Annotated in this window: 21 protein-coding genes; 10 read left to right on the forward strand and 11 right to left on the reverse strand. The window is 69.6% G+C overall.

Annotation, left to right across the window (positions count from 1 at the left end):
• Window positions 1–22: 22 nt before the first annotated feature.
• From ACFY1J_RS21180 to ACFY1J_RS21205, 6 genes are read right to left on the reverse strand one after another with little or no spacing between them, the layout of a single operon-like run.
• Window positions 23–1,141, reverse strand: coding sequence for a DegT/DnrJ/EryC1/StrS family aminotransferase (locus ACFY1J_RS21180; protein ID WP_390707908.1), 1,119 nt, complete (start codon window positions 1,139–1,141; stop codon window positions 23–25).
• Window positions 1,138–1,827, reverse strand: a complete 690-nt coding sequence (locus ACFY1J_RS21185; RefSeq protein WP_390707909.1) for an acetyltransferase — start codon at window positions 1,825–1,827, stop codon at window positions 1,138–1,140. The genes ACFY1J_RS21180 and ACFY1J_RS21185 overlap by 4 nt, the downstream gene beginning before the upstream one ends.
• Window positions 1,824–2,963 carry a DegT/DnrJ/EryC1/StrS family aminotransferase gene (locus ACFY1J_RS21190; protein WP_390707910.1) on the reverse strand — a complete coding sequence of 380 codons (1,140 nt, stop codon included), beginning with the start codon at window positions 2,961–2,963 and terminating at the stop codon, window positions 1,824–1,826. The genes ACFY1J_RS21185 and ACFY1J_RS21190 overlap by 4 nt, the downstream gene beginning before the upstream one ends.
• Window positions 2,960–3,952, reverse strand: coding sequence for an NAD-dependent epimerase/dehydratase family protein (locus ACFY1J_RS21195; protein WP_390707911.1), 993 nt, complete (start codon window positions 3,950–3,952; stop codon window positions 2,960–2,962). The genes ACFY1J_RS21190 and ACFY1J_RS21195 overlap by 4 nt, the downstream gene beginning before the upstream one ends.
• A 30-nt stretch (window positions 3,953–3,982) precedes the next feature.
• A complete protein-coding gene (locus tag ACFY1J_RS21200) occupies window positions 3,983–5,038 on the reverse strand; it encodes a Gfo/Idh/MocA family oxidoreductase (RefSeq protein WP_363297724.1) in 1,056 nt (351 codons plus the stop codon).
• Between the two features lie 23 nt (window positions 5,039–5,061).
• A complete protein-coding gene (locus ACFY1J_RS21205) occupies window positions 5,062–6,501 on the reverse strand; it encodes a sugar transferase (protein ID WP_390707912.1) in 1,440 nt (479 codons plus the stop codon).
• A gap of 283 nt (window positions 6,502–6,784) precedes the next feature.
• Between ACFY1J_RS21205 and ACFY1J_RS21210 the strand changes: the two genes are divergently transcribed.
• From ACFY1J_RS21210 to ACFY1J_RS21220, 3 genes are read left to right on the forward strand one after another with little or no spacing between them, the layout of a single operon-like run.
• The gene (locus tag ACFY1J_RS21210) at window positions 6,785–7,648 is read left to right on the forward strand and encodes a glycosyltransferase (protein ID WP_390731659.1); all 864 of its coding nucleotides are present in this window, start codon (window positions 6,785–6,787) and stop codon (window positions 7,646–7,648) included.
• A 25-nt stretch (window positions 7,649–7,673) separates the two neighbouring features.
• Window positions 7,674–8,945, forward strand: coding sequence for an MFS transporter (locus ACFY1J_RS21215; protein WP_390731660.1), 1,272 nt, complete (start codon window positions 7,674–7,676; stop codon window positions 8,943–8,945).
• Window positions 8,942–9,991: a TolB-like translocation protein gene (locus tag ACFY1J_RS21220; protein ID WP_390707915.1), complete on the forward strand. Its 1,050-nt coding sequence runs from the start codon at window positions 8,942–8,944 to the stop codon at window positions 9,989–9,991. Before ACFY1J_RS21215 ends, ACFY1J_RS21220 begins: the two co-directional genes overlap by 4 nt.
• 122 nt (window positions 9,992–10,113) lie before the next feature.
• Here the strand turns inward: ACFY1J_RS21220 and ACFY1J_RS21225 are convergent, their stop codons facing one another.
• A complete protein-coding gene (locus ACFY1J_RS21225; RefSeq protein WP_390707916.1) occupies window positions 10,114–10,788 on the reverse strand; it encodes a hypothetical protein in 675 nt (224 codons plus the stop codon).
• 355 nt (window positions 10,789–11,143) lie between these two features.
• Between ACFY1J_RS21225 and ACFY1J_RS21230 the strand changes: the two genes are divergently transcribed.
• Window positions 11,144–11,602 (forward strand): ankyrin repeat domain-containing protein, encoded by a 459-nt coding sequence (locus ACFY1J_RS21230; protein ID WP_390707917.1) that lies wholly within the window; start codon window positions 11,144–11,146, stop codon window positions 11,600–11,602.
• A 54-nt stretch (window positions 11,603–11,656) separates the two neighbouring features.
• Here ACFY1J_RS21230 and ACFY1J_RS21235 read toward each other — a convergent pair whose 3' ends face one another.
• On the reverse strand, window positions 11,657–12,187 hold the full coding sequence (locus ACFY1J_RS21235; protein ID WP_390731661.1) for a hypothetical protein: 531 nt from the start codon (window positions 12,185–12,187) through the stop codon (window positions 11,657–11,659).
• 354 nt (window positions 12,188–12,541) lie between these two features.
• Between ACFY1J_RS21235 and ACFY1J_RS21240 the strand changes: the two genes are divergently transcribed.
• A complete protein-coding gene (locus tag ACFY1J_RS21240; RefSeq protein ID WP_390707919.1) occupies window positions 12,542–12,688 on the forward strand; it encodes a hypothetical protein in 147 nt (48 codons plus the stop codon).
• A gap of 7 nt (window positions 12,689–12,695) precedes the next feature.
• Window positions 12,696–13,697, forward strand: coding sequence for a peptidoglycan-binding protein (locus tag ACFY1J_RS21245; protein WP_390731662.1), 1,002 nt, complete (start codon window positions 12,696–12,698; stop codon window positions 13,695–13,697).
• A gap of 74 nt (window positions 13,698–13,771) precedes the next feature.
• On the opposite strand, the gene ACFY1J_RS21250 is transcribed toward ACFY1J_RS21245, so the two are convergent.
• Window positions 13,772–14,890 carry a hypothetical protein gene (locus ACFY1J_RS21250; protein WP_390707921.1) on the reverse strand — a complete coding sequence of 373 codons (1,119 nt, stop codon included), beginning with the start codon at window positions 14,888–14,890 and terminating at the stop codon, window positions 13,772–13,774.
• Between the two features lie 217 nt (window positions 14,891–15,107).
• Window positions 15,108–15,572, reverse strand: a complete 465-nt coding sequence (locus tag ACFY1J_RS21255) for an ATP-binding protein (protein ID WP_390707922.1) — start codon at window positions 15,570–15,572, stop codon at window positions 15,108–15,110.
• 1,090 nt (window positions 15,573–16,662) lie between these two features.
• Here ACFY1J_RS21255 and ACFY1J_RS21260 point away from each other — a divergent pair.
• The 4 genes from ACFY1J_RS21260 to ACFY1J_RS21275 all read left to right on the forward strand — a co-directional run bounded on the left by ACFY1J_RS21260 (window position 16,663) and on the right by ACFY1J_RS21275 (window position 25,622).
• Window positions 16,663–17,067 (forward strand): hypothetical protein, encoded by a 405-nt coding sequence (locus ACFY1J_RS21260; protein WP_390707923.1) that lies wholly within the window; start codon window positions 16,663–16,665, stop codon window positions 17,065–17,067.
• Window positions 17,068–17,473: 406 nt separating this feature from the next.
• Window positions 17,474–17,734 carry a DUF5988 family protein gene (locus tag ACFY1J_RS21265; RefSeq protein WP_363299331.1) on the forward strand — a complete coding sequence of 87 codons (261 nt, stop codon included), beginning with the start codon at window positions 17,474–17,476 and terminating at the stop codon, window positions 17,732–17,734.
• Window positions 17,735–17,831: 97 nt separating this feature from the next.
• The gene (locus tag ACFY1J_RS21270) at window positions 17,832–19,112 is read left to right on the forward strand and encodes a beta-ketoacyl synthase N-terminal-like domain-containing protein (protein WP_390708100.1); all 1,281 of its coding nucleotides are present in this window, start codon (window positions 17,832–17,834) and stop codon (window positions 19,110–19,112) included.
• A 180-nt stretch (window positions 19,113–19,292) separates the two neighbouring features.
• Window positions 19,293–25,622, forward strand: coding sequence for an SDR family NAD(P)-dependent oxidoreductase (locus ACFY1J_RS21275; RefSeq protein WP_390731663.1), 6,330 nt, complete (start codon window positions 19,293–19,295; stop codon window positions 25,620–25,622).
• Between the two features lie 93 nt (window positions 25,623–25,715).
• On the opposite strand, the gene ACFY1J_RS21280 is transcribed toward ACFY1J_RS21275, so the two are convergent.
• Window positions 25,716–26,381 carry a TetR/AcrR family transcriptional regulator gene (locus ACFY1J_RS21280; RefSeq protein WP_390731664.1) on the reverse strand — a complete coding sequence of 222 codons (666 nt, stop codon included), beginning with the start codon at window positions 26,379–26,381 and terminating at the stop codon, window positions 25,716–25,718.
• Window positions 26,382–26,444: the final 63 nt, after the last annotated feature.

A 26,444-nucleotide genomic window follows, 5' to 3' on the forward strand; every position in this document is an offset into this window, starting at 1 on the left:
GGAGCGTGAAACCGGTGGCCGATCAGCTTCCGAGCGCGTCGGCGAGCGTGTCCACGACGCGTTGCTGCTGGTCGGGGGTGATCTGCGGGTAGAGCGGCAGCGACAGGATCCGGTCGGCCGCCTTCTCGGCGTTGGGGAAGTCGCCCCGGGCGTGGCCGAGATGGCGGTACGCCGGCGTGAGGTGGACCGGGGTGGGATAGTGCACGCCCGCGCCGATGCCCTCGGCGTTGAGCTTGCCCACGATGTCGTCGCGGTCCGCCCCGGCGACCTGGACGACATACAGGTGCCATACGTGGACGTTGCCCGGCGCCGTGGTCGGGAGTACGACCCTGCCTGCGGCCGCCAGATCGGCGAGCAGCGTGTCGTAGCGGGCCGCGGCCGCCCGCCGGGCCGCGTTGCCGTCCGCCAGCCGCGCCAGCTTCGCCCGCAGGACGACGGCCTGCAGTCCGTCCAGCCGGCTGTTGAACCCGGGTACGTCGTGGCGGTACTTGGCGACGCCGCCGTGGTTGGCGATGGCGCGCACCAGGCCGGCCAGTTCCTCGTCGTCGGTCAGCACCGCGCCCGCGTCGCCGTAGGCACCCAGGTTCTTCCCGGGGTAGAAGCTGGTGGCCGCGATCCCGCCGCTGCCCGGCGAGCGGCCGTCTCGGGTGGCGCCCTGGCACTGTGCGGCGTCCTCGACGACCCGTACCCGGTCGGGAAGCCGGCCGGTCAGCTCCGTCACGTCGGCCAACTGCCCGTAGAGGTGCACGGGTACGACCGCGCGGGTGGCCGGGCCGACGGCGTCCAGTGCGGCCTGGGGGTCGAGCAGACCAGTGTCGGGCAGGCAGTCCGCCAGGACCGGTCGCGCCCCGGTTCTGGCCACCGCGCCCGCGGTGGCGATGAAGGTGTTGGCGGGCACGACGACCTCGTCACCGGCCCCGACTCCGCAGGCGCGCAAAGCGAGTTCGACGGCGTCGGTGCCGTTGGCCACACCCACACAGTGCGCGACACCGCCGAAGTCCGCGTACTCGCGCTCGAATCGGCGGACCTCGTCACCTCCGACGAACGCGGTGTGGGCCAGGACCCGTTCGAATCCGGCCCGTACGTCGTCGGCGACTTCCTCGTGGGCCGCCTTGAGGTCCACCAGCGGAATCCGGTTCATGTGACGGGTCCCCCCATTGTTCGCGTCGCAAGTTCGTCGAGCGCCGGGGCGGCCGCCTCGCGCAGCCGCCGGGCCGGGCTCCCCACCCAGACCTCGCCCGGCGGCACATCGCCGAGCACGGTGCTCCCCATGCCGATCAGCGACCAGGCGCCGACCGTCGTGCCTTCCCTGACCAGGGCCCCCGAGCCCACATAAGCCCCCCGCTCCAGCCGTGCGCCCCCGCCCAGGCGGACACCGGAGGCGAGCGTGGCGAAGTCCTCGACCACGTCGTCATGGGTGAGGACGACATGCGGCATCACCGCGACATGCGCGCCCACCCGCACGGCGGCGGTGAGCACACAGTGCGCGAGCAGGACCGAGCCGGGCCCGGCCTGCGAGGTCGCCGACACCGCCGCCGTCGGGTGGATCACGGTGGCGTAGCGGTCCGCGGGCAGGTCGAGCCTGCGGACCAGACGGGCGCGGGCGGCGTAGTCCCTGGGGTTGCCCACACAGATCACCACCCGGGCGTCGGGCAGCTCGTCGACCAGGTCGCAGCCGCCGAGCACGGGCACGCCGTCCACCTCGGTGCCGTGCAGGGCGGCGTTGTCGTCGAGGTGCCCGAGCAGCACGGTGTCGCCCGCGTCCCGTACGGCCTGTGCGGTCTCCCGGGCGAAGCCGCCCGCGCCGATGATCAGGAGCTTGCTCATCTTCGGGCCTGTTCGCGCAGTGCGGCCACGACGCGGTCCTGTTGGGCCTCGGTCATCGTGTGGAACAGCGGCAGGATGAGCGAGTCGCGGCTGATCCGCTCGGTGACCGGCAGCGGGGCGCAGGGGTGGGCCTCGTAGGCGGGTTCGAGGTGCGAGGCCATGATCCCGCGCCGGGCGGAGATACCGGCCTCGGCGAGCGCGGCGAGCAGGTCGTCGCGGCCGACGGGAAAGTCCTCGGCCAACAGCACCCAGTAGGACTGGAAGTTGCTCTGCCCGTGCGCGGGGTCGCGTACGGGGGTGAGGCCTGGGACGTCCTGCAGCAGTGCGTCGTACCGGGCTGCCAGCTCGCGGCGGCGGACGGTCATCGCGTCGAGTTTCTGGAGCTGGACCAGGCCGATGGCGGCCTGGACGTCCGTCATCCGGTAGTTGTAGCCGACCTCGAGGTAGCTCTCCAGGACGGGCTTGCTGCTTGCGTGGCGCTCCGCCGCCGAGACGTTCATCCCGTGCTCGCGCAGCCTGCGCAGGCGTGCCGCCCACTGGGCGTCGTCGGTGGTGACCATGCCGCCCTCGCCGGTGGTGACGACCTTGCGGGGGTGGAAGGACCAGGCGGCGATCAGCGCGCCGTGCCCCACGGACTTGCCGCCGACGGTGGAGCCGATGGCGCAGGCCGCGTCCTCTACCAGGGGAAGGTCCCAGTCGGAGCAGGCGGCGCGCAGGGGGTGTACATCGGCCGGTACGCCACCCTGGTGAACGGCGAGGACGGCCTTGGTACGGGGGGTGCGGACCGCGTCCACGGTGGCCGCGGTCAGATTGCCGGTGGCGAGGTCGACGTCCGCGAACACGGGCTCGGCCCCGACGTAGCGGACGGCGTTGGCGGTGGCGATGAACGACAGCGAGGGCACCACGACCTCGTCGCCGGGACCCAGTCCGAGCGCGACGAGCGACAGGTGCAGCGCGGTGGTGCACGAGCTGACCGCGACGGCGTGCTCGGCGCCCACCCGCTCCGCGAAGGCCCGCTCGAAGGCGGCGACCCGGGGCCCCTGGGCGACCCACCCGGACAGGACCGCGTCGGAGGCGGCCTTGGCCTCCTCCTCGCCGAGCCAGGGGATCATCACGGGGATGCGGTCGGCGCTCATCGCGAGGTCTCCCCGGTGTCGGCGGCGGCGCGCTCCGCACGCCACCACTCCACCAGGTCCCGCAGTCCCGTACGCAGGTCGATCTGCGCGGTGAAGCCGAGCCGTCCGGCGGACTGTGTGGTGTCCGCGAGCCGCCGGGTGACGCCGTTCACGGTGCGGGCGGGCCCGTGCACCGGCGCGAGGTCCGATGCGCCCATCGCCTCCAGCAGGCCCTGGGCGAGTTCGAGCAGCGAAGTCTCCGTGCCGTTGGCGATGTTGAACACCTCGTCGGTGAGATCCGACTCGGCGGCCAGCACATTGGCCCGGGCGATGTCCCGGACGTCGACGAAGTCCATGGTCTGCGTGCCGTCGCCGAGGATCAGCGGCGGCTCGCCCGCCTCGATGCGCTCCATCCAGCGGATCAGCACCTCGGTGTAGAGGCCGTGGATGTCCATCCGGGGGCCGTAGACGTTGAAGTAGCGCAGGGCCACGTAGTCCAGTCCGTACATGGCGTGGAAGCTGCGCAGCATGCCCTCGTTGAAGGCCTTCGCCGCGCCGTAGAACGTGTCGTTGTTGTACGGGTGATGGCGTTCGGTCGTCGGGAAGGTCTCGGCCATGCCGTAGACGGACGCGGAGGACGAGGCGATCACCTTGCCCACCCCGGCCTCGGCCGCCGCCTCCAGGACGTTGAAGGTACCGTCGACCAGGACCTCGTTGGCGAGCCGGGGTTCCTCCGCGCACTGGGTGATGCGTATCGCGGCGAGGTGGAACACCAGGTCGGTGCCCTCGGTGACCTTCCGTACGGTGGCGGCGTCCCGGACGTCGCCCTCGACGACCTCCACGACGCCGCTGGGCAGGGCCTGGGCGAGGTTGGCCCGCCGCCCGCGCACGAAGTTGTCCAGCACCACGATCTCGCGGGCGCCACCCTCGGCCAGGAGGTCGACAAGGTTGGAGCCGATGGTGCCCGCTCCCCCGGTGACCAGGATCTTCTTGCCTCGTACGCTGCTCAACTGCCTTGCCCTCTCAGTGAAATAGGACTGTCAACGCCCGGCACGCAGGCCGACGACCGCACCCCGGAATTCCAGACTCCGGGACGCCGCCTCAAGAATGTCCAGCACCCGCAGGCCCGCCCGGCCGTCGGTCAGTGGCGCCCGCCGCTCCCTGATCGCGTCGGCGAACTCCTCGACCATGCTGCGCAGCGCTTCCTTCTCACCGATCGCCGGGGCGACCATGTCCCCGGAGCGGTACGAGACGAGCATCTCCCTGCGCTCGTCCGCGCCGATCTCCTGCGGCGCGGCCAGGTCCACACCCCGGTCGTAGATCGCCACACGCTGGACGGGGTTGAGGTCGTCCCAGACGAGGGTGCGTTTGGCGCCGCCCACCATGGTGGTCCGCACCTTGGTCGGGGAGAGCCAGTTGACGTGCACGTGGGCGATGGCACCCGTGTTGAGCTGGAGCGTCAGATAGGCCACGCAGGCCTGTCCCGCGCCGATCGGGTCGGCCCCGTGGGCGGCGACGGCGACCGGCTCGACATTGTCGGGGAGGATGAAGTCCAGGATCGACAGATCGTGCGGGGCCAGGTCCCACATGACGTCGATGTCCTTCTGGACGAGCCCGAGGTTGATGCGGACCGAGTCTACGAAGTGGATCTCGCCGAGTTCACCGGAGCGGACCAGTTCCCGGATGCGGCCCACGGCGGGCGTGTAGCAGTAGGTGTGGTCGCACATGAGGGTGAGCCCGCGCTCCTCCGCCTCGGACACCAGGCGCATCCCGTCGGCGTAGGTCGCCGCAAGAGGCTTCTCCACGAGGACGTGCTTGCCGGCGCGCAGGGCGGCCAAGGCGATGTCGAGGTGGGTTCCGGCGGGCGTGGCCACGGCGACGGCGGCCACGGAGGGGTCGGCGAGGACGGCCGCGTAGTCCGAGGTGGCCTGGACGGTCGAGTAGCCGCCGAGGACCCGCTGGGCCCGGTCCACATCGAGGTCGCACAGCCAGCGCAGCCGGAACTGCTCGCCGGCCTGGAAGTTGCGTACGAGGTTGGGTCCCCAGTAGCCGGCCCCGACGACCGCGACCCCCAACGGCTCCGTGGTCTGCGTCACTTGACTCCTCTTCCGTCGGTCCATCAGTACGCCCCCGTTCCGCGCACCACCGCAGACCCGGTGCGCAGCAGGATCGACAGGTCAAGGCCCATCGACCAGTTGTCCACGTATCCGAGATCGAGCCGGACCGCCTCGTCCCAGGGCAGGTCGGAGCGGCCGCTGACCTGCCACAGCCCCGTGAGGCCGGGCTTCACGAGCAACCGGCGCTTGGTGTCCGGCGTGTACTCCTCCACCTCCTCGGGCAGCGGCGGGCGGGGCCCGACGAGCGACATATGGCCCTTGACCACGTTGATGAGCTGCGGCAGTTCGTCCAGCGAGCTGCGCCGCAGGAACGAGCCGACCCGGGTGATCCGTGGGTCTTCCTTCACCTTGAACAGCAGGCCGTCGCTGTTCTGGTTGAGGTGTTCCAGTTCCGCCCTCAGCGCCTCCGAGTCCTGCCGCATCGTGCGGAACTTGAGCATGGTGAAGTGGTCGCCGTACCGGCCCACCCGCTGCTGTCTGAACAGCGCGGGGCCGGAGCTGTCCAGCCGGACGATCAGGGCGATCAGCAGCATGGGCAGCGCGAGGAGGACCAGCAGCGCCCCCGCGAAGGAACGATCCAGCAGTTCCTTGGGCAGCCGGGAGACCCGGGAGAGGTTCGGCGCCTGTATCCGCACCAACGGCACCCCGTTGGTGGGGCGTACCGCGAGCCGGGAGGCGGAGACGTCGGCCAGCACGGGGGCCAGCAGGAAGTCGACTCCCTGCACGGCCGCTGTCCAGGACATCCGGCGCAGGACGGAGGCGTCGTACTCGGGTGCCGGCAGCACCACCACGGTGCTGATGCCCAGGGCTCGGATCACGTCGTTCATGTCGCCGACGCCGCCGAGGACGGGGAGCCCCAACTTGCGGATGTCCCTGGCGTTTTCCGGATCGGTCAGGCACACTCCGGCCGCCTGGAGCTCCTGTACGCCGCCGCGCCGTAACACGGCGACCAGCTCCAGGATGCCGCGCGACGGCCCGACCAGGAGCGTCGCGCTCCTGTCCCGGCCCCGTGCCCAGCGTCTGTGCAGCCGGCGGCGCAGCATGCACCGGACCGGCAGGGCGATCGCGGTGGCCGGCACGGCAGCCATGGTCATGTCATGGAGGAGTCCGGAGTCCTGCGTGAACAGGTAGTACGCACACGCGGCCAGGGCCGGCAGTGCGACACCACCCCGAAGCACCCGTCGGTACTCCTCGGTCCCCATGCCCAGAGCGCTGCGGTCGTAGGAGCGATGGGCGAGCATGGCCGCGATCCACGCCGGGGGCAGCACGAGGGCCACCGCCCAGCGGCCATAGGCCGCGTGGATCAAGAAGGCCGCGGCAGCGGCCGATAATCCGTCCGCGACCAGCAGGACGATCCGGTACTTCTGTTCCCAACGTCTTCGGCGCGCTTCCGGACTCCTGCGCTCCACAACGAGTTGCTCATGCGTGACCTCAATGGTCATGCTCCCCCCACCACATGCGCGGCTACCCCTGACCGAAGTGCCCTTCACTCAGCGGCACCGGAAAGCGAGGAAACATCAGCGGTCCCCAACCGCCTCATGCCCCCAGCATGCTGGTTACTGACTGTTCATAAACGCTCAACAAGCCGAACCGTGACAAGCAGTCAAGACCAGTTCCCCACCCAAACCGGTCCGGCGAACCTCAATCTAGACCACGGGACGCAGCCGCGGGAACAGTTGGACGAAACACACATCGCAATAGCGACACCGGCGGCATACTGCCCAGGTGACGAGCATCGTGATACCGGCCCACAACGAGGCGCGAGTCATCGGACGGCTCCTCGATTCGCTGCTGGCCGATACCTCCGAGGGCGAATCCTCCCGGGACGAGACGGACATCGTGGTCGTATGCAATGGCTGCACGGATGACACCGCGCGGATCGCGGCCGCACGCGGCCCAGGCGTGCGGGTGGTCGAGATCCCCGTCCCCTCCAAGCACACCGCCCTGCGGACCGGAGACGATCACGCGCGTGGCTTCCCCCGCGTCTATGTGGACGCCGACATCGTGATCGCGGGCGCCGACGTACGGGCGCTCACCGCGCCCCTGACCGACGACACCTCGGGCATCCTCGCCACCGCCCCCGAACGGCAGATCCCGCTGGACGCCTGCGTCTGGCGGGTCCGGGCCTACTACCGGGTGTGGCAGCAACTGCCCGCCGTACGCGAGGGTTTGTTCGGCCGAGGGGTCATCGCCGTCTCCAAGGCCGGGCACGACCGGATCGCCGCGCTGCCGCCGCTCATGGCGGACGACCTGGCCGCGTCCCTGGCCTTCGCTCCCAAGGAGCGGCTCGTGGTCGACTCGGCCCGAGTCGTGGTCCACCCGCCGCGCACATGGCGGGATTTGATCAAACGACGGATCCGGGCCACGGTGTCCACCGCCCAGGTCGAACAGCATCAGAGCCCGCAGGAGGCCTCGGCACGCACGAGTACGGCAGATCTCAAAGCGCTGCTCCGCAGGGAGCCGAGGCTCTTCTCGGCTGTCGTGGTCTTCGTCGCGGCGGCGGTCACAGCCCGGCGCGGGGCTCGAAAAGCCATCCGGGCACAGGACTTCGGCACCTGGCTACGGGACGAGAGCAGCCGGCAGAACTGATCGCACCGCACCTGGAGCCTTGATCATGTATCTCACCGACCGCTCCGCGCCGCCGGCGGCCGACTCCGAGCCGGGGCGAAGACGCGGCCTTCGGCCCAAAGTCGCCCCTGTCGTGCTCGTGTTGGGCACGGTCAGCCTGATCACCGACATCTCCTCGGAGATGGTCACCGCCGTCCTGCCGCTCTACCTCGTCACCACCCTCGGCTTCAGCCCGCTGGGGTTCGGCACCCTCGACGGCGTCTACAACGGCGTCAGCGCGCTGGTCCAGCTGACCGGCGGTCATCTCGCCGACCGGGTGCGCAACCACAAGCTGATGGCCGGGCTCGGCTACGGCCTGTCCGCGCTGTGCAAGCCGCTGCTCCTGCTCGCGAGCAGCCTCGGCACGCTGGGCACGGTCCTCGCCCTGGACCGGACCGGCAAGGGCCTGCGCACCGCCCCGCGCGACGCGATGATCTCGCTGTCCACGCCGCCCGAGAACCAGGGCCGGTCCTTCGGCGTACACCGCGCGATGGACACCACCGGCGCAATGCTCGGCCCGCTGGCGGCCTTCCTCATCCTGCGCGCGGCCGCCGACGGCTACGACGCCGTGTTCGGCGTGAGCGCGTGCGTCGCCGTGCTCGGTGTGCTCGTACTGGTGCTGTTCGTACCCGGCAGACGGCAAAGAGCGCAGACGGACGAAGCAGGCGCACCGGACGGCAGACAGCCCGTCCGCCTACGCGAAGCGCTGGCGCTGCTGCGCCTGCCGCGGCTGCGGGCGCTCGCGGGCTGTGCCGCGCTGCTCGGCCTGACCACGGTCAGCGACGCCTTCGTCTATCTGCTCCTGCAACGGCGCGTGGGCATCGGCGAGGAGTGGTTCCCGCTGCTGCCGCTCGGCACCGCCGCGGTGTTCCTGCTGCTGGCCGTGCCCGTCGGCGCACTGGCCGACCGGGTCGGACGGCACAGGGTGTTCCTCGCCGGACATGCAGGTCTGCTCACGGGCTACGCCCTCCTGCTGTGGGCCCCGGCCACACCGGCTCTCCCCTGTCTCGTACTCGCCCTGCACGGCACCTTCTACGCGGCCACCGACGGTGTGCTCCCCGCCGCCCTCGCCGGCCTCGTGCCCGAGCAGCTGCGCGCCAGCGGCCTCGCCATCGTCGGCACCAGTCAGGCACTGGCCCGGTTCTGCTGCTCGCTGGCCTTCGGCGCCGCCTGGACGACGTGGGGAGACGGCCGGGCGCTCGCCGGCGCAGCGGTCGGCCTCCTGTGCTGCGCGGCCGTGGCGGGCATGGTGTTGCGGCCGACGAAAGAAGCCCGATGACCTCCAACGCCACAAGGATCCGGATGACACCGCTGCGCCGCCGCCTTCTCATACTCGTCACGGCGGTGCTGCTCCTCGCGGGACTGGGGACCGGCGTGGTCCTGCACGCCGCCGCCCGCGCGGATCGGGCGGACCAGCCGCAGCCGGGCGGACCCGCCGTCAGCGCAGGCAAGTTGACGCTCAGCCAGAAAGGGCGCCTGGCCTTCCTCAACGCGGCCGCCGGCCCGCACCGCACCGCGGTCGCCTCGGTCCCGTCCGCCGACCCCGGGGGCGGCCGGATCGCCACGAGCCTGAAGTGCGCGCGTTTCTACGCGGCGGCCGGCAGGGGTGTCTGCCTCCAGTCCGTCACCGGTGTCCTCAAGCAGAGCAACCGTGCCCTGCTCCTGGACGCCAACCTCCGCACCCTGCGCACCTTTCCGCTCGCGGGCACACCCAGCCGGGCGCGGGTCTCGCCCAGCGGCCGCTTCGCCGCCTGGACCGTGTTCGTCTCCGGCGAGTCCTACTCGTCGGCCTTCTTCTCCACCCGGACCTCGATCCTGGACACCCGCACGATGCGGCTGACTCCCAGCCTGGAGCGGTTCTCCGTCATCAAGGACGGCAAGCCCTATCACGCCTCGGACATCAACTTCTGGGGCGTCACCTTCGCCTCCGACGACGACACTTTCTACGCCACCCTCAACACCGCCAACCACACGTACCTGGTCCGCGGTTCACTCTCCCGGCATACGGTCACCACACTGATCCAGAACGTGGAGTGCCCGTCACTCTCCCCCGACGAGACCCGTGTCGCCTTCAAGAAACGGGTCCTGTCCGGTACCTCCCTCTGGCACGAGTACGTCCTCGACCTGCGCACTCTCAAAGAGACGGCACTCGCCGAACGCCACAGCGTCGACGACCAGGCCACCTGGCTCGACGACCACACCGTCGCCTATGCCCTCCCCACCAATGGCAAGGTCGGCAGCAGCGACCTGTGGAGCGTGCCCGCGAACGGCACGGGGACTCCTCGCCTGCTGATCGCGGGGGCTTCTTCCCCGGCGCCGTTGTAGACCCGGATCGGCCCACCGCCTGCCGAGCTGGACCGACTGCCCCGGCTGCCCCGCGGGTTTGCGGTCCGCGAGGCAGCCGGGGTGCGACCGGTGGATCGGCCTTGTCGGCTTTGTCAGCCTTGTCAGCCTTGGACGATGAACGTCTTGGCCTTACCGGACCGGCCGGAGCAGGACTGCTTCTCCTTGGCGGTCATCTTCCGGGACTTGACGACCACCGCGTTGCTCTCGCCGTCCGTTCCGTTCGGGGCAGGCCCCGTGATGACGTCGGGGACGAACCAGAAGTAGTGGCCCCACTTCCGGTCGTCGTAGTGGGTCTGCCAGGTGCCGGAGACGGTCTGCATCACCTGCGCACGGGAGATCCAGCCGACTTCACCGGGCTTCACCGTCATGTTGATGGAGCTGGTCTCCGAGTGCGAGCTCGACCAGGTGTGGCTGTAGGTCGCCGTCACACTGACATCGATGATGTCCGCGATCTTGCCGCCGACGGTCACGGACACGCCCGCCGAGTCCGTGGAACCGACCGTGTCGGACCAGGTCATCGACTGGGTGGCCGCCGAGGTGCTGCAGTTGTAGAGCGAGTCGGAGACCCGGTGGAAGTCTCCGAGGTACGCCTCGCCCAACTGGGGTTCGTTGAAGGTGCACTTGCCCACACCCGAGTCGCAGTCGGCTATCAGCTGCGCCCGGGTGGGCTGGTCATCGGCCGAGGCCGGGGCGGCCATCGCCGCGACCACGCCCAGGGCAGCCGCCGAGAGCGCCAGCATCCGTCCGCCGTGGCGCATCATGCGGTTGTTCGCCATACATGTTGCCTTTCGCTGTGCATGAGGGGGGTCGGCGATCACCGGCAAAGCGACAGAACACCCACCGCGATCACCGCCTGTTGCGATCTATGAGGCGCAACAACTGACTTATCTACACCACCAGTTGATGAAATCCCAGCCGTGGACGACCTTCTGCCCGTAAATGATCGGCAGATCCTCATCGCCTCCTGCGATGACGAGCCGCTCTCCCTGGTCGACGAGGCTGCCGGCTGACGCTGTGTTCTGTCGCGAAAGTGGCTCTCGGCCGCGGCTGATCACGCTCTGTGAGGCTTCGTGATCTGACGAATGGATACGACTGGTGCCGCCGCGTCCACGATCGCTAGCCTCGCCAACCATGAAGCAACGGCGGCAAAAGAAGCTCTCGCGTCATCTCTTCGAGGCAACTCTGGGGGCTGACACTGCGCGCGTGAAGGCGCTCCTGCGGGCTGGAGCAAACCCTGAGCGAGGGGACAGCGAGGGCACGACCCCTCTCTATCTGGCGTCTGTGCAGGGAGAAGCCGAGGTCGCACGTTTGCTCATGGAAGCCGGGGCCTCCCCTGACACCGAGAGCAGAGGAGTCGGCTCGGAGGGCACACCGTTGTGCGCGGCCGCGTGCTGGGGACACACCGAGACAGTGCGCGAGCTGTTGGCGCACGGCGCCGACCCGAACCTTCGTGAAGAGTCCGAAACGGGTTGGTCTCCCTTGGACTGGGCGGACAACGGCCCCCACCCCGAGACTTGCGAACTCCTCATCACAGCGGGAGCAAACGATCAGCCACGTGCAGCCGTCACCGTAGGATCCGCGACTTCGTAAGCACTGGCTCCTGCGGAACATCGGAGTTGTCCGACCGGCGTCAGCCAGGGCCGGTCAGCGTCCCCGGCCCTGGGGGAACTGCCCGAGGTGAACCGCACCGTGGACGACCGACGCCAAGCCCCGGATGTCCTCGGTGAAGGCATCGACGCGGATCCGGCGTCCGCTGTGCAGCAGGATCTCGCACCTGGAGCCCATGCCGCGGGCATCGGCGAGCGGCCGGCCGTCACCGCCGGTGGTGCTCACCCGCGCGACGTCCTCCCAGGGGATCACGGTGGCGGTGCCCGCCACCCGGTGGGTGAACCCTCGTTCATGGATGTCGAAGCACTGCTCCCGGGTACGGAACGCCTGCACCAGGCGCCAGATCCCCAGGCCCCACCCCGTCAGGCCGACTCCGAGCAGGAGCCCCGCCAGCTCCGGGGCCCCCTCGGTGGTGCCCACCGATGCGAGCGCCACCGGCACCCCGAAGGCCATGCCCACCGTCCCGGAAATCAGCCACATACCCGCCTGCCGCAGGCGTCGGGCGCCATCGGTACGGTGCTCGCGCACGAACCTTCCCAACTGCCTGGCGGCTTCAGTACGCCTCATCGGGCTCCCTCCCGAGTCGTGGACATCTCAAACCATGCCCCCGCCGCCGGGCGATTCACCCTTTCCCCAGGACGGGTCCCGCGCTCGGATCCGGTGGGCTTTCGGGCCGCCCCGCCATCGACAAGGGCGCCGTCTTTGGTCAGCGGCCGGACGCCGACCCCATGACCTGCGGTGCGGCCATTGATCAGGGTGGCGGAGCCGGCTGCCCATTCAATTCCGGGCCCGCTGAACTCGGTGGTGCAAGACGGTCGCCCCGCCTCCCGGGGCCGGCTTCACCACGAGCAGGTGGTGAAGCCGGGCCGGCCGGAGGCGAGGCGGCCCATCACCCGAGACAGCGACAAGGAGTCAGTGTTCATGAGCGAGAACGAGCAGGCCCCGCCGTACCCGGAGGGCGGCGCCGGCATCTTCGACGTCGACCCCGACCAGTCCGGCATCAGCCAGGACCCCGACCACGAGGTCACCTCCGACCTCGACGCCCTCCCCGACGACATGGAGCTCTGACACCGCCATGGGAACAGCAAAGGGAATGATCACCGCCGCCCGCAAGCTGCTGGGCACCACCGAGCACCCGCCCGGCTCGAACCACAACCTCATCACCTCCTGGTACGGCTTCTCCGGACCGTGGTGCGACATGTCCATCAGCTACGAGGCCGCGCACTCCGACAACCTCAAGGCCGTCATGGGCAAGTTCGCCCTGACCACCGCTCACGCCCGCGCCTTCCAGTCCCACGGCCGCTGGCACTACGGCATCGGCGGCATCCGCCCCGGCGACGTCGTCTTCTTCGACTTCTCCGGCGGCCGCTCCATCAGCTCGATCAAGCACGTCGGCCTGGTCGAGGCCGTCCATTCCAACGGCACCATCACCACCCTGGAGGGCAACACCTCCGACGCGTTCCGCCGCCGGGTCCGGGGCCGCGCCTGCGTGGTCGGCTACGGCCGCCCCGCCTACGACAACGCCGCCCCGATGCCGAGCCACGACGGCATCCTGCGCCTGGGCTCGACCGGCAACGCCGTCAAGTCCCTGCAGAAGAACCTCAACACCGTCCAGAAGGCCGGCCTCACCGTCGACGGCCGGTTCGGGCCCGCCACCGACAAGGCCGTCCGCACCTTCCAGGCCAAGCACAAGCTCACCGTGGACGGTGAGTACGGCCCGCACACCGCCGCCGTCATGAAGGCAGCTCTCGCCGGGCGCACCGGCGTGATCAAGCCGAAGGCGCTGGTCGTCGTGCCCGCACTCCTCGATGTGGACGGCCAGTTCGGGCCGGCCACCTGCGCGGCCCTGCAGCGGGTGCTGAACACCAAGGCGTCCGCTGGACTGGAGGTCGACGGCGCCTTCGGACCGCTGACCGTCAAGGCCCTGCAGACCTATCTGCACGTGACCGCCGACGGCATCACCGGCCCCGCCACCACCACCGCCCTCAACAAGCACCTCGGCCTGACGCCCCAGGACACCTGGGACACCAGCACCACCAGCCAGCTCCAGAAGGCCCTCAACGCGGGCGTCTTCTAACGGCTGACCGACGGCAGCGGTATCGGCGTCCGGCTCACCCGTCGGGCGCCGATACCGTGCCCAAGCCCGGAAGCTCAGCTTGGCGGACTGGCCGCCGTAATCATCCGGTGCATGCTGGCCACGGGGATCGCCGGATTCTGGGACGCCTTGTCGGCACTGCGCTCGTCGAGGAGCAACGTCACGAGCACCGTAGGAGGCAGGGCCGCGTTTTGCCAGGCCTGCTGGTGGACACGGTACTCCGTGTCCCCGGCCAGCCGGACGGCGGATGCGGTGGACAGACGCGGATCAGCGGCAGCGCGGGCGCGCACGTCGGGGTCGGGGTCGTGGCTGAACCGCTCGACCAGTTCGTCGGGCGAGTCGGGATCGTCGAGCGCGAGCAGACGTACGCGCGGCCGCGGGTCGTCCGCGAAGCGGAGCAGATCGTGCCGGGGAAAGTTGGGGTGGTTGCGGGGGCGGCCGGGGAACGAAAAGCTGCCCGACCACCACGTCCACACATCGAGAAGCATCTCCGCCGGAGCGTCGTCGCAGGACTCGGCGAGAAAGAGGTGTACGACGCGGTCCTCGTCACGGGCGAGGATGCTCACCACCTCCTTTGGCAGCCGCGGCGCGCGAGCCACGCTGCGGCGGATCCATCGTTTCGGGGATGCCGCCAACTGCCGCATGGCATCCGGGTTTTCGTACAGGGCGGCGACCCACCACAGCGCGTACGTCCTGTCGTTCTGACCGATATGGGGAACCGCGTCGGCCAGGACGGCGATCTCGCTCGGCGTCGTGGGCGGTTGCGCATCGGGATGCGGCGGGCGCTCGATGCCCCTTCCCACGGTCGTCCATGGGCGGCGTACGGCCTGTTCCGCTGCCATCTCTTCGAGCACCTCGCGCAGTGCCTGGCCGGGTGTGACCGCCAGAAGCCGGTCCCACTGTGCGGGCGAGAGCCGGCCCGACTCGGCGGCCGCCAACCGGATCCTCCTGGCAGGGTGTTCAACGGCTGCGTCCAGGACACCGGGAGGAAGGCCGTCGCAGTACAGGAACCACAGCTGCCCCGCGTCAAGGAGACGGACGAGCACCTCCACAGGCGCCGCCCGATTCAGCCCGAGACCGCTCAGCCATGCTTGCGCCACGCCCTCAGAGGGCCGCGCCCCCTCGGACAACGCGTCCCACTCGTCGCGTTCATCGACGTTCTCGGAAGGATTCATGACGGCGATTCTGAAAGATCCCAATGGCACGGGCAATGCGCGCGAGCTGTGCCTTTGCTCCTACGAAAAGGGGCGCTGACCTGTCATGATGGTGATGGTTCACCCCTTCGGCATGATGATCAGCACGATTTCCCTCGCCCAGACCCCGATCACCGGCCTGGACCTTGGCAGTTCGGCGGTCACATCCAGCCTCGCCGCATGTCGAGTGGGCCGGACCTCATGTGAGGGGGACGGTGGCCCAGATCGATCGGGTGCCGTCGCGTTCTATGCGTGTGCCGAGTGCTCGGGCGGAGCTGGCGACGATGCCCAGGCCGCGGCCGAACCCGGGGGCGTTGTGCCAGTGCTTGGCGGACATTGTCGTCCCTTGGTCACGCACCTGGATCCGTAGGTGATTCTTATTTCGTTGCAGGTTGGCGCTGATGACGGCGCTGCCGGTGTGCACGATGGCATTCGTGGCGAGTTCCGTGGCGATCAGCAGTGCCGTATGGCGAATGTCTTCGTCCGTCAAGTGCTGCTGGTCGAGCCATGAGCGGGTGAGGCTCCGGCAGACCGGGACGGCGCGGTCCACGGCCGGGAGTCGGAAGGTGATGGTGCGCGATCGGGGCCCTGCGTCGGTCAATGCACGAGCCGAAGGCGTATTGGGCCAGCGCTCGATTTCTAATCGGGAAATGGTGATGGGCACGCACGTACGTGCAGTCGTTAACATGACTCTCCTGGTACTCGCGAGGGCACTTCGGTGTGCCGGCGAATTGCGTCGGTTTCGCGCTCCCCTGGGCCGGAGACGGCGAAACCACCGCACCCTGGTGGAGCGGCGGTTTGTCAGACTGATGGTGGGCTGTGAGTACGAGCGCTCACGGAGCTCCTTGTTCTGCAACCTGCTCCTGTCCACCGGGCCCCGGGGCCGTGAGTAGCGCGTCAGCCGACGCCGGCGCCGGCGTCGGCTGACGGATCCAACCCCTCTCATGGGGTGCCCATCGTGGCAACCCGTCCTTCTGCGGCCGACACGAAGCCGACGCGTTCCATGGGTTGGGCAACCACTCCCCCGGAGAGGACAGGCGGCCCACCGTTGGATGTAACCGTTATCCGTCCAGGTGGCATATGGCAGCAACAGGTGACGGTGTTCCAACACCCGAATGGCGTACTTCGTATGATGGAATATTCGTTCATATGTGCCCTGGACTGATGACTGCCTTATATTTTGGGGGAGTTGGGCGTCGAGGCCGTGCCAGGAGTTGCCCGCGAAGGCGCCAAGAGGCCGAGAGTGAATCTCCACTCAGCCGTGACGTTTCAGCAAGTCACAGTAAAGCAGAAGACCGGCCGGGAGTGTGCCCCTCGTACCCTCCCGCCAGACTGCGGACGTTCCGATGGGTTGACTCCAACTTGGCGGTTCAGCAGCCGACTTCAGTCATTCTCTGCACGCCAGGACAATGGCAACCACCAGGCTCAGCACACACTCCTGTTGGAGCCGTGGATGTGGTTTCACGTGGATCGCACGTCGTTCCGTACTCCGATCGAGTGATGCGGGACCGCTCCTCTTGAGGTATCACTCGTTCGTGCTGCATTACTGGATTACGAACCGGCGGGTTGCCCATCCCTTTCCGGGGACGTGACTGCTACCCGTTCCGGTCGTCACTCCCAGCACGCGAAGTGCGCGACGATCAGGTCGAGTTCTCGTTCCCGATGCAGGACGTCCCCTGAAACAAATGGGGTTCCGCTCCCGCCGGCGTCGTTGCCAATGAGCGCGTACGTCATCTTTCCAAGGGAGTGCCATCATGTTTCGTTCTCGTCTTGCCGCCGCCACCGTCACCGCTGTCCTTGCGGCGGGCGCCGTGGTGGGCATTGCCCCCCTGGCCATGGCGGCCCCCGCCGCGGCTGCCTCACCGTGTGTCAACGATCTGGAGGCGGCGCAAGCGTCCAACAACGAGGCCATCGCCGCCGACCAGGTCGGCAACACCGTGACCGCCCGCACCCACAACCTGTCCACCGCCACCTCCCTCGTCGCGGCGATGGGCGACTGTGCCGGCCAGCCGCAGGTCGTGGGGGCCAACATCGTCACGGCTGCCGGGACCAACGCGGGCGCCACCCTCTACAACCTGGTCGGCGCCTCCAGCGCGGCCCTGAGCGCCGAGCGGGCAACCGCTTCCGCGATCGACCAGGCGCTGGCCAACGCGAGCTGACCAGTACATACAGGCGGGTACCTGAGTAGGGACCCCCCTGCCTCGCGCCCCGGCGTACGCCGGGCTCGACACCCCTCGGACCGACACGCCCCCGGTCCGGGGGGCCGTAAAAGCCAGGCATTCACCGTCGCTGCGGCGGCGACGGTGAATGCCCGGCCCAACCGGTGACGAGGGGTCTTCGTCGGCGATGGCTCCATTCTTCACATGGCGAGGTCATCATGCTGGTTGTCGCCTTTCTCAATTCTCTGAGCCGAGCCTGTCTCCGGGCGTCCAGGTTGCTGCTTCCCGCGCGTGCCTGCTCTCCGCCCGCGGCCCAGAGCCCAAAGTCGCGGCATGCGGACGGAGTTGACACAACACCCCGTGACGCAGGGCGCATTCAAGGAAAAGGAAATCGCAGGGATGGCGGGTGAGCATCCGTCCCCTGCCCGTCACACCGATACCGGAGCTGGACGTGTCGAACTCTATTCGGGTCATTCTTTCCGAGGGACCGGAGTGGGTTCCCCTTCCCGCCGTGTGGGAAGTCGAGTCCCTCGAAGCCGAACCCAAAGTGAAAATCCTGTGCGGGAATGCCTATGAACACTTCGAGTTCTCGGGCTCGTACTCCGCACGGGAAGGCGAGCACATGCCCGTCTACCGCTGGTGCCGCCGCACTTATGTGGCCGAATAACCCATCGCGTTCCTTGAAGGAGAAACGCCATGAACAATCCTCTGTCATCTGCGAGTCACTCGTGAGCCGGCGGACCGGGACACGCGCCCGGGACGCCATGGTCACCGGAATCGGGCTGTGTCTTCCAGGGATTGAGTCGGCGGTGTTCACCGCGGACGACCTCTGGCACATCGCCTCCGCCGGAACGTCCTGCCTCGTCAAGAAGGGCGTCTACTACGGCAGCGTCGACCTGCCGAAAGACACGTTCGAAGAACGGGTCCCCGGCGTTCCCGAGTTCTTCTCACGCCACTACACGGACGCCCACCGCTTCGGACTGGTGTCCCTGTCCCAGGCGTGCGCGGATGCCGGCCTCGATGTCCAGCGCGATCTCGAAGAGGCCGCCATCCTGGTGGGCCGCGGTGGGGTGGACGCCAACATCGACAGCTACCTCGCCGTACTGAGAGCCGATCCCGCGACCTATCCCGTCGCCGAGGCACTGGAGATGTTCGTCGCCGCGGAGCAGGCCGTCACCCCCTCGGACGTCGCTCTGGTCCAGGGCGCGCTCACCCGGTCGAAGGGTGCCAACTTCACCGTGTCGTGCGGCTGCGCGTCCTCGGCCCTGCAGATCGGCCTCGCCCAGCGCCTGATCGCCGCCGGCGAGATCGACATCGCCGTGGTGACCGGGGTCGACGTCTTCAGCGTCACGCTCATCCGCAACATCCAGCGCCTGCTGAGCGGAGCCCAGCAGACCTACGACGCCATGCGATCCCAGGACATGCCCAGCCTGCTGCCTTCGTTCGACGCTCTGATGCGGCCCTATGACCGGCGAGCCGACTGCATCAACCACGGGGAAGGGGCCGCGACCGTCATCCTCGAAAGCCGGGAACACGCCTTCGGACGGGATGCACACGTCTACGGTCAGGTCCTGTCGCAGGCCACCACCCGCGACGGGCTCGCCAATCCGCTGGCCTGCGACGAGACCGGGAAGGCGCTGGTGTCCGCCGTGCGTCGCTGCCTCGGTGACACCTGGGACATCACCCAAGTGCCCTACCTCCACGGGGGCAGCGACGGCAACGTGGTGGTCACGACGTTCGAGGCGAACGCGGTCCGTGAGCTGTACGGCCCCGCGTCCCGCGACCTGCTCATGTCCTCGCAGGAGGGCTGTTTCGGCCACAACGGCGCCCCGGCGGGCTGTCTCGGGGTGGCGCTGACCCTGCTGATGATGAACCACGGCCAGGTCTGTCCGACGGCCAACTGCGAGGAGCCGGCGGACTGTCTCACCTTCGATCCGGTGCCGGGAACCGCGCCCCGCCCCCTCGACTTCGACTACGCCCTCAGCTTCAACTACCAGGTCGGGGGCGTCAAAAGCGCGATCCTGCTGGGAAGCCCCGACGTCTGAGCCGACTCCGAGGCTCGGCCCTCTCCCCGCTCCGACGCTCGGCCCTCTCCCCGCTCCGGGGGCGCCCCCCTCACCTCCCCCTGCCCGCCCCGCCTACCGCGCGGCCCGCCACGCGGCACACCTCCTTCTCCCCGAGCAGCACCCATTCCCACCTCTCCCCTGGACGACAAGGAGACTCCCGTGGCCAACGACAACCATCGCCCGCGCCTCCCGCACGCGCCCATCGCCGTCATCGGCATGGGCTGCCGACTCCCCGGAGACGCCGACTCCCCGGCCGCCTTATGGCGCCTGCTGGTCGAGGGCCGGGAAGCGGTGGGCGCTCCGCCTCCCGGCCGCGAGACAACCGACCCCGGAGAGGGCGCGCCGCCCGACGCACTACCCGTCTTCCAAAAGGGCGGGTACCTGAAGGACGTCTCCCGGTTCGACGCCGACTTCTTCGGAGTCTCCGGTCGCGAGGCCGACGTCCTCGACCCCCAGCACCGGCTCCTGCTGGAAGTCGTCTGGGAGGCCCTCGAACATGCCGGGCTGCCTCCCGATCGGCTCGCCGGCTCCCCAACGGGCATCTTCACAGGCCTCAGCTACAACGACTACATGGACCAACTGGCCGGCCACCCACAGGAATACGAAGGCTCAATCCTGACGAACGGTCACTGTGTCGCCGCCGGCCGCGTCTCCTATCTCCTCGGTCTGCACGGCCCCAGCATCGCCCTCGACACCGCGTGCTCGTCCTCCCTGGTCGCCTTCCACCTGGCCTGCTCCGCGCTGCGCCGCGAGGAGTGCGACCTCGCGCTGGCCGCCGGCGTCACGCTCATGCTCGCCCCACGCATCACCCGGTCCTTCGCCAGGATGGGCATGCTGTCCCCGACCGGGCGCTGCCACACCTTCGACGCGGCCGCGGACGGTTTCGTCCGCGGCGAGGGGTGCGGCGTCGTCGTACTCAAGCGCCTGGCCGATGCCCGCAGGGACGGCGACCGCATCCTCGCCGTCGTACGCGGGTCGGCCGTGAACCAGGACGGGCGGTCCGACGGACTCGCCGCCCCGTCCCCCGCCGCCCAGCAGGCTCTCTACCGCACGGCACTCGCCCGGGCCGGGGTCGACCCGGCCCATCTCTCACTGATCGAGGCCCACGGCACCGGCACCCCCGTGGGTGACCCGGTCGAGTTCGCCAGCCTGGCCGCCGTGTACGGCAACGGTCTGTCTCCCTGCGCTCTGGGCTCGGTCAAGACCAACCTCGGCCACCTGGAGCCCGCCGCGGGCATCACCGGGCTGATCAAGACCGTACTGTGTCTTCAGCGCGGGATCATCCCGCCCAACCTCCACTTCATCCACTGGAACCCGGCCATCCACGCGGACGCGACCCGCTTCTTCGTCCCCCTCGAAGCCACGCCATGGCCGAAGAAGCAGCCGGTCAGGCTGGCCGCCGTCTCCTCGTTCGGCTTCTCCGGCACCAACGCCCACGTCATCCTGCAGGAGCCGCCGCAGTCCCGCCGCGCCGGCCTGTCCGCCCCCCGCCGGCCCCGGACGGCTCCACCCGAGGTGGTGTTGGTGGCGGCAGGATCCCACCGGGCCCTGCCGACTGCCGCCCGCCGACTGGCCGACTGGCTGGCAACCGACGGCGGCGACATCCCGCTGCGGGACGTCGCGCACACGCTGGCCCTGCGCCGCAGCGCGGGCCGAGGGCGTCTCGCGGTCATCGCCCGTTCCCGCGGCGAGACGATCGATGCGCTACGGCTGTTCGTGAACGGAACGCCGGATCCGGCCCTCATTGCCGGTACGGCCGATGTCACCGCCCCCCGCAGGCCGGTATTCGTGTTCTCCGGCCAAGGCTCCCAATGGCCCGGCATGGGACGCGAACTCCTCGCCCGGAACGAGGCTTTCGCCAAAGCTCTGTCCGCCGTCGACACGCTCGTCCGCAGCGAAGCCGGCTTCTCCGTCCTGGACCTGATCCGGGCCGGCGAACCCATCTCCGGATGCGCGCAGATCCAGCCGGCGATCTTCTCCCTGCAGATCGCCCTGGCCGCGGCCTGGAAGGCCCACGGCGTCCAACCCGCCGCCGTCATCGGCCACTCCATGGGAGAAGCCGCGGCCGCGGTCGTGGCCGGGGCCCTCACCCTCGCCGACGGTGTCCGCGTCATCTGCCGTCGCTCGGCACTGCTCGAGCGGATCGCCGGGACGGGCGCGATGGCCAGCGTCAGCCTGGACCGGGCCTCGGTGGAGGCCGCCCTGGCCGATGCCGGGACCGACGCCGTGTCCGTCGCCGTCCTGGCCGGACCCGACACCACCATCGTCTCCGGCGACACCGGCCAGCTCACCCAGCTGATCAGCAGCTGGCAACGGCACGGAATCCGCGCCGTTCCCATCGCGGTCGACGTCGCCTCTCACAGCTCCCACGTCGACCCGCTCCTGACCGATCTGCACCAGGCCCTGTCGGGTCTGGCCCCGCGGCCACCGCAGATTCCCTTCTACTCCACCGTGACCGAGGACCCGCGCCGCACACCCCTCCTCGACGCCGCCTACTGGTGCGACAACCTGCGCCACCCCGTGCGCTTCCACCCCACCGTGGCCGCGGCCGCCCAGGACCGGCACCAGATCTACATCGAGGTCTCACCCCACCCGGTGGTCACCCAGTCGCTCGCCGAAAGCCTGGCCCAACTGGCCCCCGACGCCGTGGTCCTGCCCACCCTGCGTCGCGCACAGGAGGAAGTCACCGTCTTCCGCACTCAGCTCGCCACCCTCCACTGCAACGGCGGCACCGTCGACTGGACCCCCCTGTACGGCGACGGGGGCCTGACCGACGCTCCCACCATCACATTCGACCGAGCGCGCCACTGGGCCGCCGGGCGGGCACCGGCCACCAACACGGGCGCCCTGCCCGGCCGGCACACCGAAGTTCCCGGTGACCAGACCCGCCACACCTGGCGCGCCACCGCTCCGGCCCGCCACCTTCCCTGGCTCAAGGACCATCGCGTCCACGACACCTGCGTCCTGCCCGGCGCCGGCTTCTGCGCCCTGCTCCACACCACGGCCCGCACCGCGCTCGGCGGTGGCCCCGCCCCACACGTCCACCTGAGCGGCATCACCTTCCACGACCTGCTTCGGCTGAATGACGACACCGACCTGAGCACCACCGTCACCCTCGCCACCGGCGAGCAGGCCACCTGCGAGATCCACTCCCGCAACCCGGACGGCTCCTGGCAGTTGCACGCCTCGGCCGTCGCCCGCCACGACCTCTCGACCCACATCACCCGCGCCGCATCCGTCCCCGACCTCGACCGCAAGCACCCCGTCCCCCTCACCCCTGCCGAGCTGTACGCCAGGCTGCGCGCCTGCGGACTCGAACACGGCCCGGCCTTCACCGGCATCACCACCCTGCACACCACGAAGCGGCAGGACAGCTTCTGGGCCCGCATCCAGGTGCCGCCCACCGCCCGCACCCCCGAACCCGGCCTGAGTATCCATCCCGTCCTCCTCGACCTGTGTCTGCAACTGCTGGTCGCAGGAGCCGGCCACGAGACCCCGCCCGCACCCATCCTGCCGGTCCAGGTCCGCGGCCTGCGGATTCTCGGCGACCCCGCGCAGGCGGCACACGCCCACGCGCGGATCACCGAGAACGGCGAGACGACGCTCGCCGGCGACGTCCGCGTCCTGGACGCCCACGGGCGGCCGGTCATCGCCCTCGACGGCGTGCGTTTCATCCGCCGCGCGCCTGCCGAGGGCACGCCCGTCGATCAGTGGTTCATGGAACACGGCTGGCACCGCGTCCCGCGTCCCCGCGGCGGACCGGCCGCCGCGCCCGGCAACTGGCTCGTCGTGGGCGAGGGCGACGGCGAGGCCGACCGGCTGGCCGGACTCCTGCGCGACGCAGGCGCCCGGGTCGAGGCGCGGGAACTCCCCCTGAGCGCGGACGGGCTCGCCTCACTGGCCGACACCTACCGCCAGTACCTGGCCGCCGGAGCAGACTCCTGGCGCGGCGTCGTCCTGCTGTGCGGCACGCCCTCGGCCCACGACACCGACCCCACCCACGGCGCACAGCAACGGGCCCGGCGGCTGCTCGCCTTCGCGCAGGCCGCCGACGAACACTGCGGAACCTGGCGTCTGTACGCCGCCACGCGGCACGCGTACGCCGTCACCACGAACGAGCCCGGACACCCCGCCCAAGGCACCGTGCGCGGCGTGGCACGTGTCATGGCCGTCGAGCAGCCGCGCATGCGCCCCACTCTGGTCGACACCGACCCCAACGAAAGGGGGTTGCGCGCCCTGGCCGCCGAACTCCTCGCCGACGCACCCGAGGACGAGGTCGCACTGCGTGGTGGCACTCGCTACGTCGCCCGCATCGACCGCGCTCCCGTCTCGCTCGCCGAACGCACCGCCCGCACCACCCGAACGGTCCGGTTCGGGCAGGACGGATTCCGACTGCGCGTGGGAAAGCTCGGGGATATCGACAGCCTCGAACTGGCCGCGACCGAGCGTCGCCGGCCCCGCAAGGACGAGGTCCAAGTTCGCGTCCAGGCCGCCGGCCTCAATTTCCGTGACGTCCTGACCTCGCTCGGCATGCTCGGTTCGCAGCCGCTCACCCCCTACCGCATCGGCTTCGAGTGCGCGGGCGTGGTGAGTGACGTAGGACCCGGCGTGGACCATGTCCGCCCCGGGGACACCGTGCTCGCCGTTCAGCTCGAAGGCGGCTCCTTCGCCTCCTTCATCACTGTCCCCGCGAGCGCTGTCGCCCGCGTGCCGCGAGCCTTCGCGCCCGCCACGGCGGCGGGACTGCCCACGGCGTATCTCACCGCGTGGTACGCCTTGCGGCGCGTCGCACGGCTCGCTCCCGGTGAACGGGTACTGATCCACTCCGCCACCGGCGCCACCGGTCGCGCCGCGATCGCGGTCGCCCGCCTCCTGGGCGCGGACGTCCTGGCGACTGCCGGTACGCGGGAGAAACGGCGCCACCTGCGCGGTATGGGCATCCGCTGCGTCATGGACTCCCGCACGCTGGACTTCGCCGAACAGACCCGCCAGGCCACCGATGGCCAAGGAGTCGACGTCGTCCTCAACTCCCTGGCCGGCCCCGCCGTCCGGGCCGGGCTCGAAAGCCTGCGCCCGTTCGGCCGCTTCGTCGAACTCGGCGTACGCGACATCATGGCCGACGCCGCCCTCAGGCTCGCCCCGCTGCGCCACAACATCACCTTCAGCACCGTCGACCTCATCGAACTGCAGCAGCAGCGCCCGGAGTTGTTCGCCGCGGTGCTGCGCGAGGTCATGACCCACATTGCCGCCGGACGGCTCAAACCGCTTCTGTGCACCGAGTATCCGCTGGAGCGCGCGGCCGACGCCTTTCATCTGATGGCTCGTGCCGGTCACAACGGCAAGATCGTGCTGACCGTCCCCGACCGGGGAGAGACCACGGCTGTCCTGCCCGACGGCCCGTCCGTCGTACGCCCCGACGGCGCGTACATCATCACCGGAGGCCTGGGAGGGCTGGGACTGGCCACCGCTCGCTGGCTGGCTCAGCAGGGAGCCGGCCGCATCGTGCTCAATGGCCGCCGAGCCCCCTCGGTCGATACCGCGCGTGCCGTCAACGACCTGAACACCGACACCAAGGTCGTTCTCGGCGACATCTCCCGGGACGGCACCGCCGAACAGCTCGTCGAGGCCGCCACCGCGGGCGGTGTCCCGTTGCGCGGGATCCTGCACTGCGCCATGGTCCTCGACGACGCCGCACTGACCACCACCCGGGACGACCAGCTCGACCGGGTGTGGGCCCCCAAGGTCACCGGTGCCTGGAACCTTCATCGGGCCACGGCGCATCAATCACTGGACTGGTTCGTGCTGTACTCCTCGATGAGTTCGCTGCTGGGCAACGCCGGACAGGGAACGTACGCGGCGGCCAACGCCTGGCTCGACGCATTCGCCACCTGGCGCACCCGCAACGGCCTGCCCACACTGGCCGTCGACTGGGGTCCCTGGGGTGAAACGGGGCAGGCCGTCGACTTCGCCGATCGCGGCTACGAGACCATTCCCACCCGCAAGGGCCTGGCGGCGCTTCACTCCCTCCTCACCCACCGACGGGTCCAGACCGGTGTGATTCCGGGCCCGCCCCACACCTGGATCCCCCGCGCGGCCGCGGCTTCCAGCCTGTTCGCCCGCCTCGCGCCGGACGGCGCCGAAGCCAAGGAGGAGTCCAAGACCAGCGGCTCGGACATCCATGCCCGCCTCGAAGCGCTCCCGTTGGGCATGGCCCGCCAGACCGCTCTGGAGAGCTACCTCGCCGACCACATCCGCGCGATCCTGCGCACCGGCAGCACCACCCTGGACCCGCACACCCCGCTGAAATCCCTCGGGTTCGACTCACTGCTGGCCACCGAACTGCGCATCCGCCTCGACACCGACCTCGCGGTCCGCCTGGCAAGCAACTTCATCTGGCAACACCCCACCGTGGCCACCCTCGCCACGGCCCTGATGGCTCATATGGGCCTGGCACCGCAGGAAGACCCGTCGCCTTCCGACAGCCAGTAGTGCCCGGTCAGGCGTGAGCGTCAAGCACTGGACCGACATCGCGCAGCAGTACGGCCTCGCCCGGGTGTGGGCGGGGCTGTCTGCTGGGCAGCTTCACCTGGCCCTCTCCAGCCCGTCGAGGATCAGGTCGAGTCCGAAGGCGAACTCGTCGCCGTAGTCGTAGCCGGGGCGCAGCACATGCTCGGCTGTCAGCTCGGCCAGGTGCGGGTACTGGTCGGCGGCCGCTTGCGACAAGATGGACCGCGCCAACTGCGCGGTCTCGTCCGGGGTGTCGAAGGGCAGGCTGCGTTCTTGCAGGGCGAAGCCGTAGATGTAGCTGTCGAGGGCCGAGTAGGCGTGCGCGGTCAGCGCAACGGAGAACCCGGCCCTGCGGAGGCACCCGAGGACGGCGTCGTGGTGCCGCAGGGATGCCGGACCCGGTGAGGTCCGTGACTCCATCAGACCGATCGCCCAGCGATGGCGGGACAGGACCTGGCGAACCGAGATCGCCCGCTGACGCAACGCCGTCTTCCAGTCGTCCTCGTCGGACGGGAGATCGATCTCGCTGAACACCAGGTCGATCATGCCGTCGAGGAGATCTTCCTTGTTGGCCACGTGGGTGTAGAGCGACATCGCCTCGACCCCGACGGCCTCGCCGAGCTTGCGCATGGTGAGCGCATCGAGTCCGCTCTCATCGGCGAGGGCGATGGCTGCATGCAGCACCCTTTGGCGGCTGAGCGGGATGCGGGGCGTTCGGTCGCGCGCGGTCTTCGGGGGCATCGGTCTCCTTTCGTCGCGGGTGTTGACAACCTTACGAGGTAAGGGCGAACCTTACGTCGTAAG

The organism is Streptomyces sp. NPDC001406, assembly GCF_042895285.1.
Taxonomy (GTDB): domain Bacteria; phylum Actinomycetota; class Actinomycetes; order Streptomycetales; family Streptomycetaceae; genus Streptomyces.

Excerpts from the sequence above, each read along its gene's own strand:
- ACFY1J_RS21180 (WP_390707908.1), bottom strand. The coding sequence starts at position 1,141 with ATGAACCGGATTCCGCTGGTGGACCTCAAGGCGGCCCACGAGGAAGTC.
- ACFY1J_RS21205 (WP_390707912.1), bottom strand. The coding sequence starts at position 6,501 with ATGACCATTGAGGTCACGCATGAGCAACTCGTTGTGGAGCGCAGGAGT.
- ACFY1J_RS21280 (WP_390731664.1), bottom strand. The coding sequence starts at position 26,381 with ATGCCCCCGAAGACCGCGCGCGACCGAACGCCCCGCATCCCGCTCAGC.
- ACFY1J_RS21185 (WP_390707909.1), bottom strand. The coding sequence starts at position 1,827 with ATGAGCAAGCTCCTGATCATCGGCGCGGGCGGCTTCGCCCGGGAGACC.
- ACFY1J_RS21240 (WP_390707919.1), top strand. The coding sequence starts at position 12,542 with ATGAGCGAGAACGAGCAGGCCCCGCCGTACCCGGAGGGCGGCGCCGGC.
- ACFY1J_RS21230 (WP_390707917.1), top strand. The coding sequence starts at position 11,144 with ATGAAGCAACGGCGGCAAAAGAAGCTCTCGCGTCATCTCTTCGAGGCA.
- ACFY1J_RS21215 (WP_390731660.1), top strand. The coding sequence starts at position 7,674 with ATGTATCTCACCGACCGCTCCGCGCCGCCGGCGGCCGACTCCGAGCCG.
- ACFY1J_RS21225 (WP_390707916.1), bottom strand. The coding sequence starts at position 10,788 with ATGGCGAACAACCGCATGATGCGCCACGGCGGACGGATGCTGGCGCTC.
- ACFY1J_RS21245 (WP_390731662.1), top strand. The coding sequence starts at position 12,696 with ATGGGAACAGCAAAGGGAATGATCACCGCCGCCCGCAAGCTGCTGGGC.
- ACFY1J_RS21220 (WP_390707915.1), top strand. The coding sequence starts at position 8,942 with ATGACCTCCAACGCCACAAGGATCCGGATGACACCGCTGCGCCGCCGC.
- ACFY1J_RS21270 (WP_390708100.1), top strand. The coding sequence starts at position 17,832 with ATGGTCACCGGAATCGGGCTGTGTCTTCCAGGGATTGAGTCGGCGGTG.
- ACFY1J_RS21250 (WP_390707921.1), bottom strand. The coding sequence starts at position 14,890 with ATGAATCCTTCCGAGAACGTCGATGAACGCGACGAGTGGGACGCGTTG.
- ACFY1J_RS21235 (WP_390731661.1), bottom strand. The coding sequence starts at position 12,187 with ATGAGGCGTACTGAAGCCGCCAGGCAGTTGGGAAGGTTCGTGCGCGAG.
- ACFY1J_RS21260 (WP_390707923.1), top strand. The coding sequence starts at position 16,663 with ATGTTTCGTTCTCGTCTTGCCGCCGCCACCGTCACCGCTGTCCTTGCG.
- ACFY1J_RS21190 (WP_390707910.1), bottom strand. The coding sequence starts at position 2,963 with ATGAGCGCCGACCGCATCCCCGTGATGATCCCCTGGCTCGGCGAGGAG.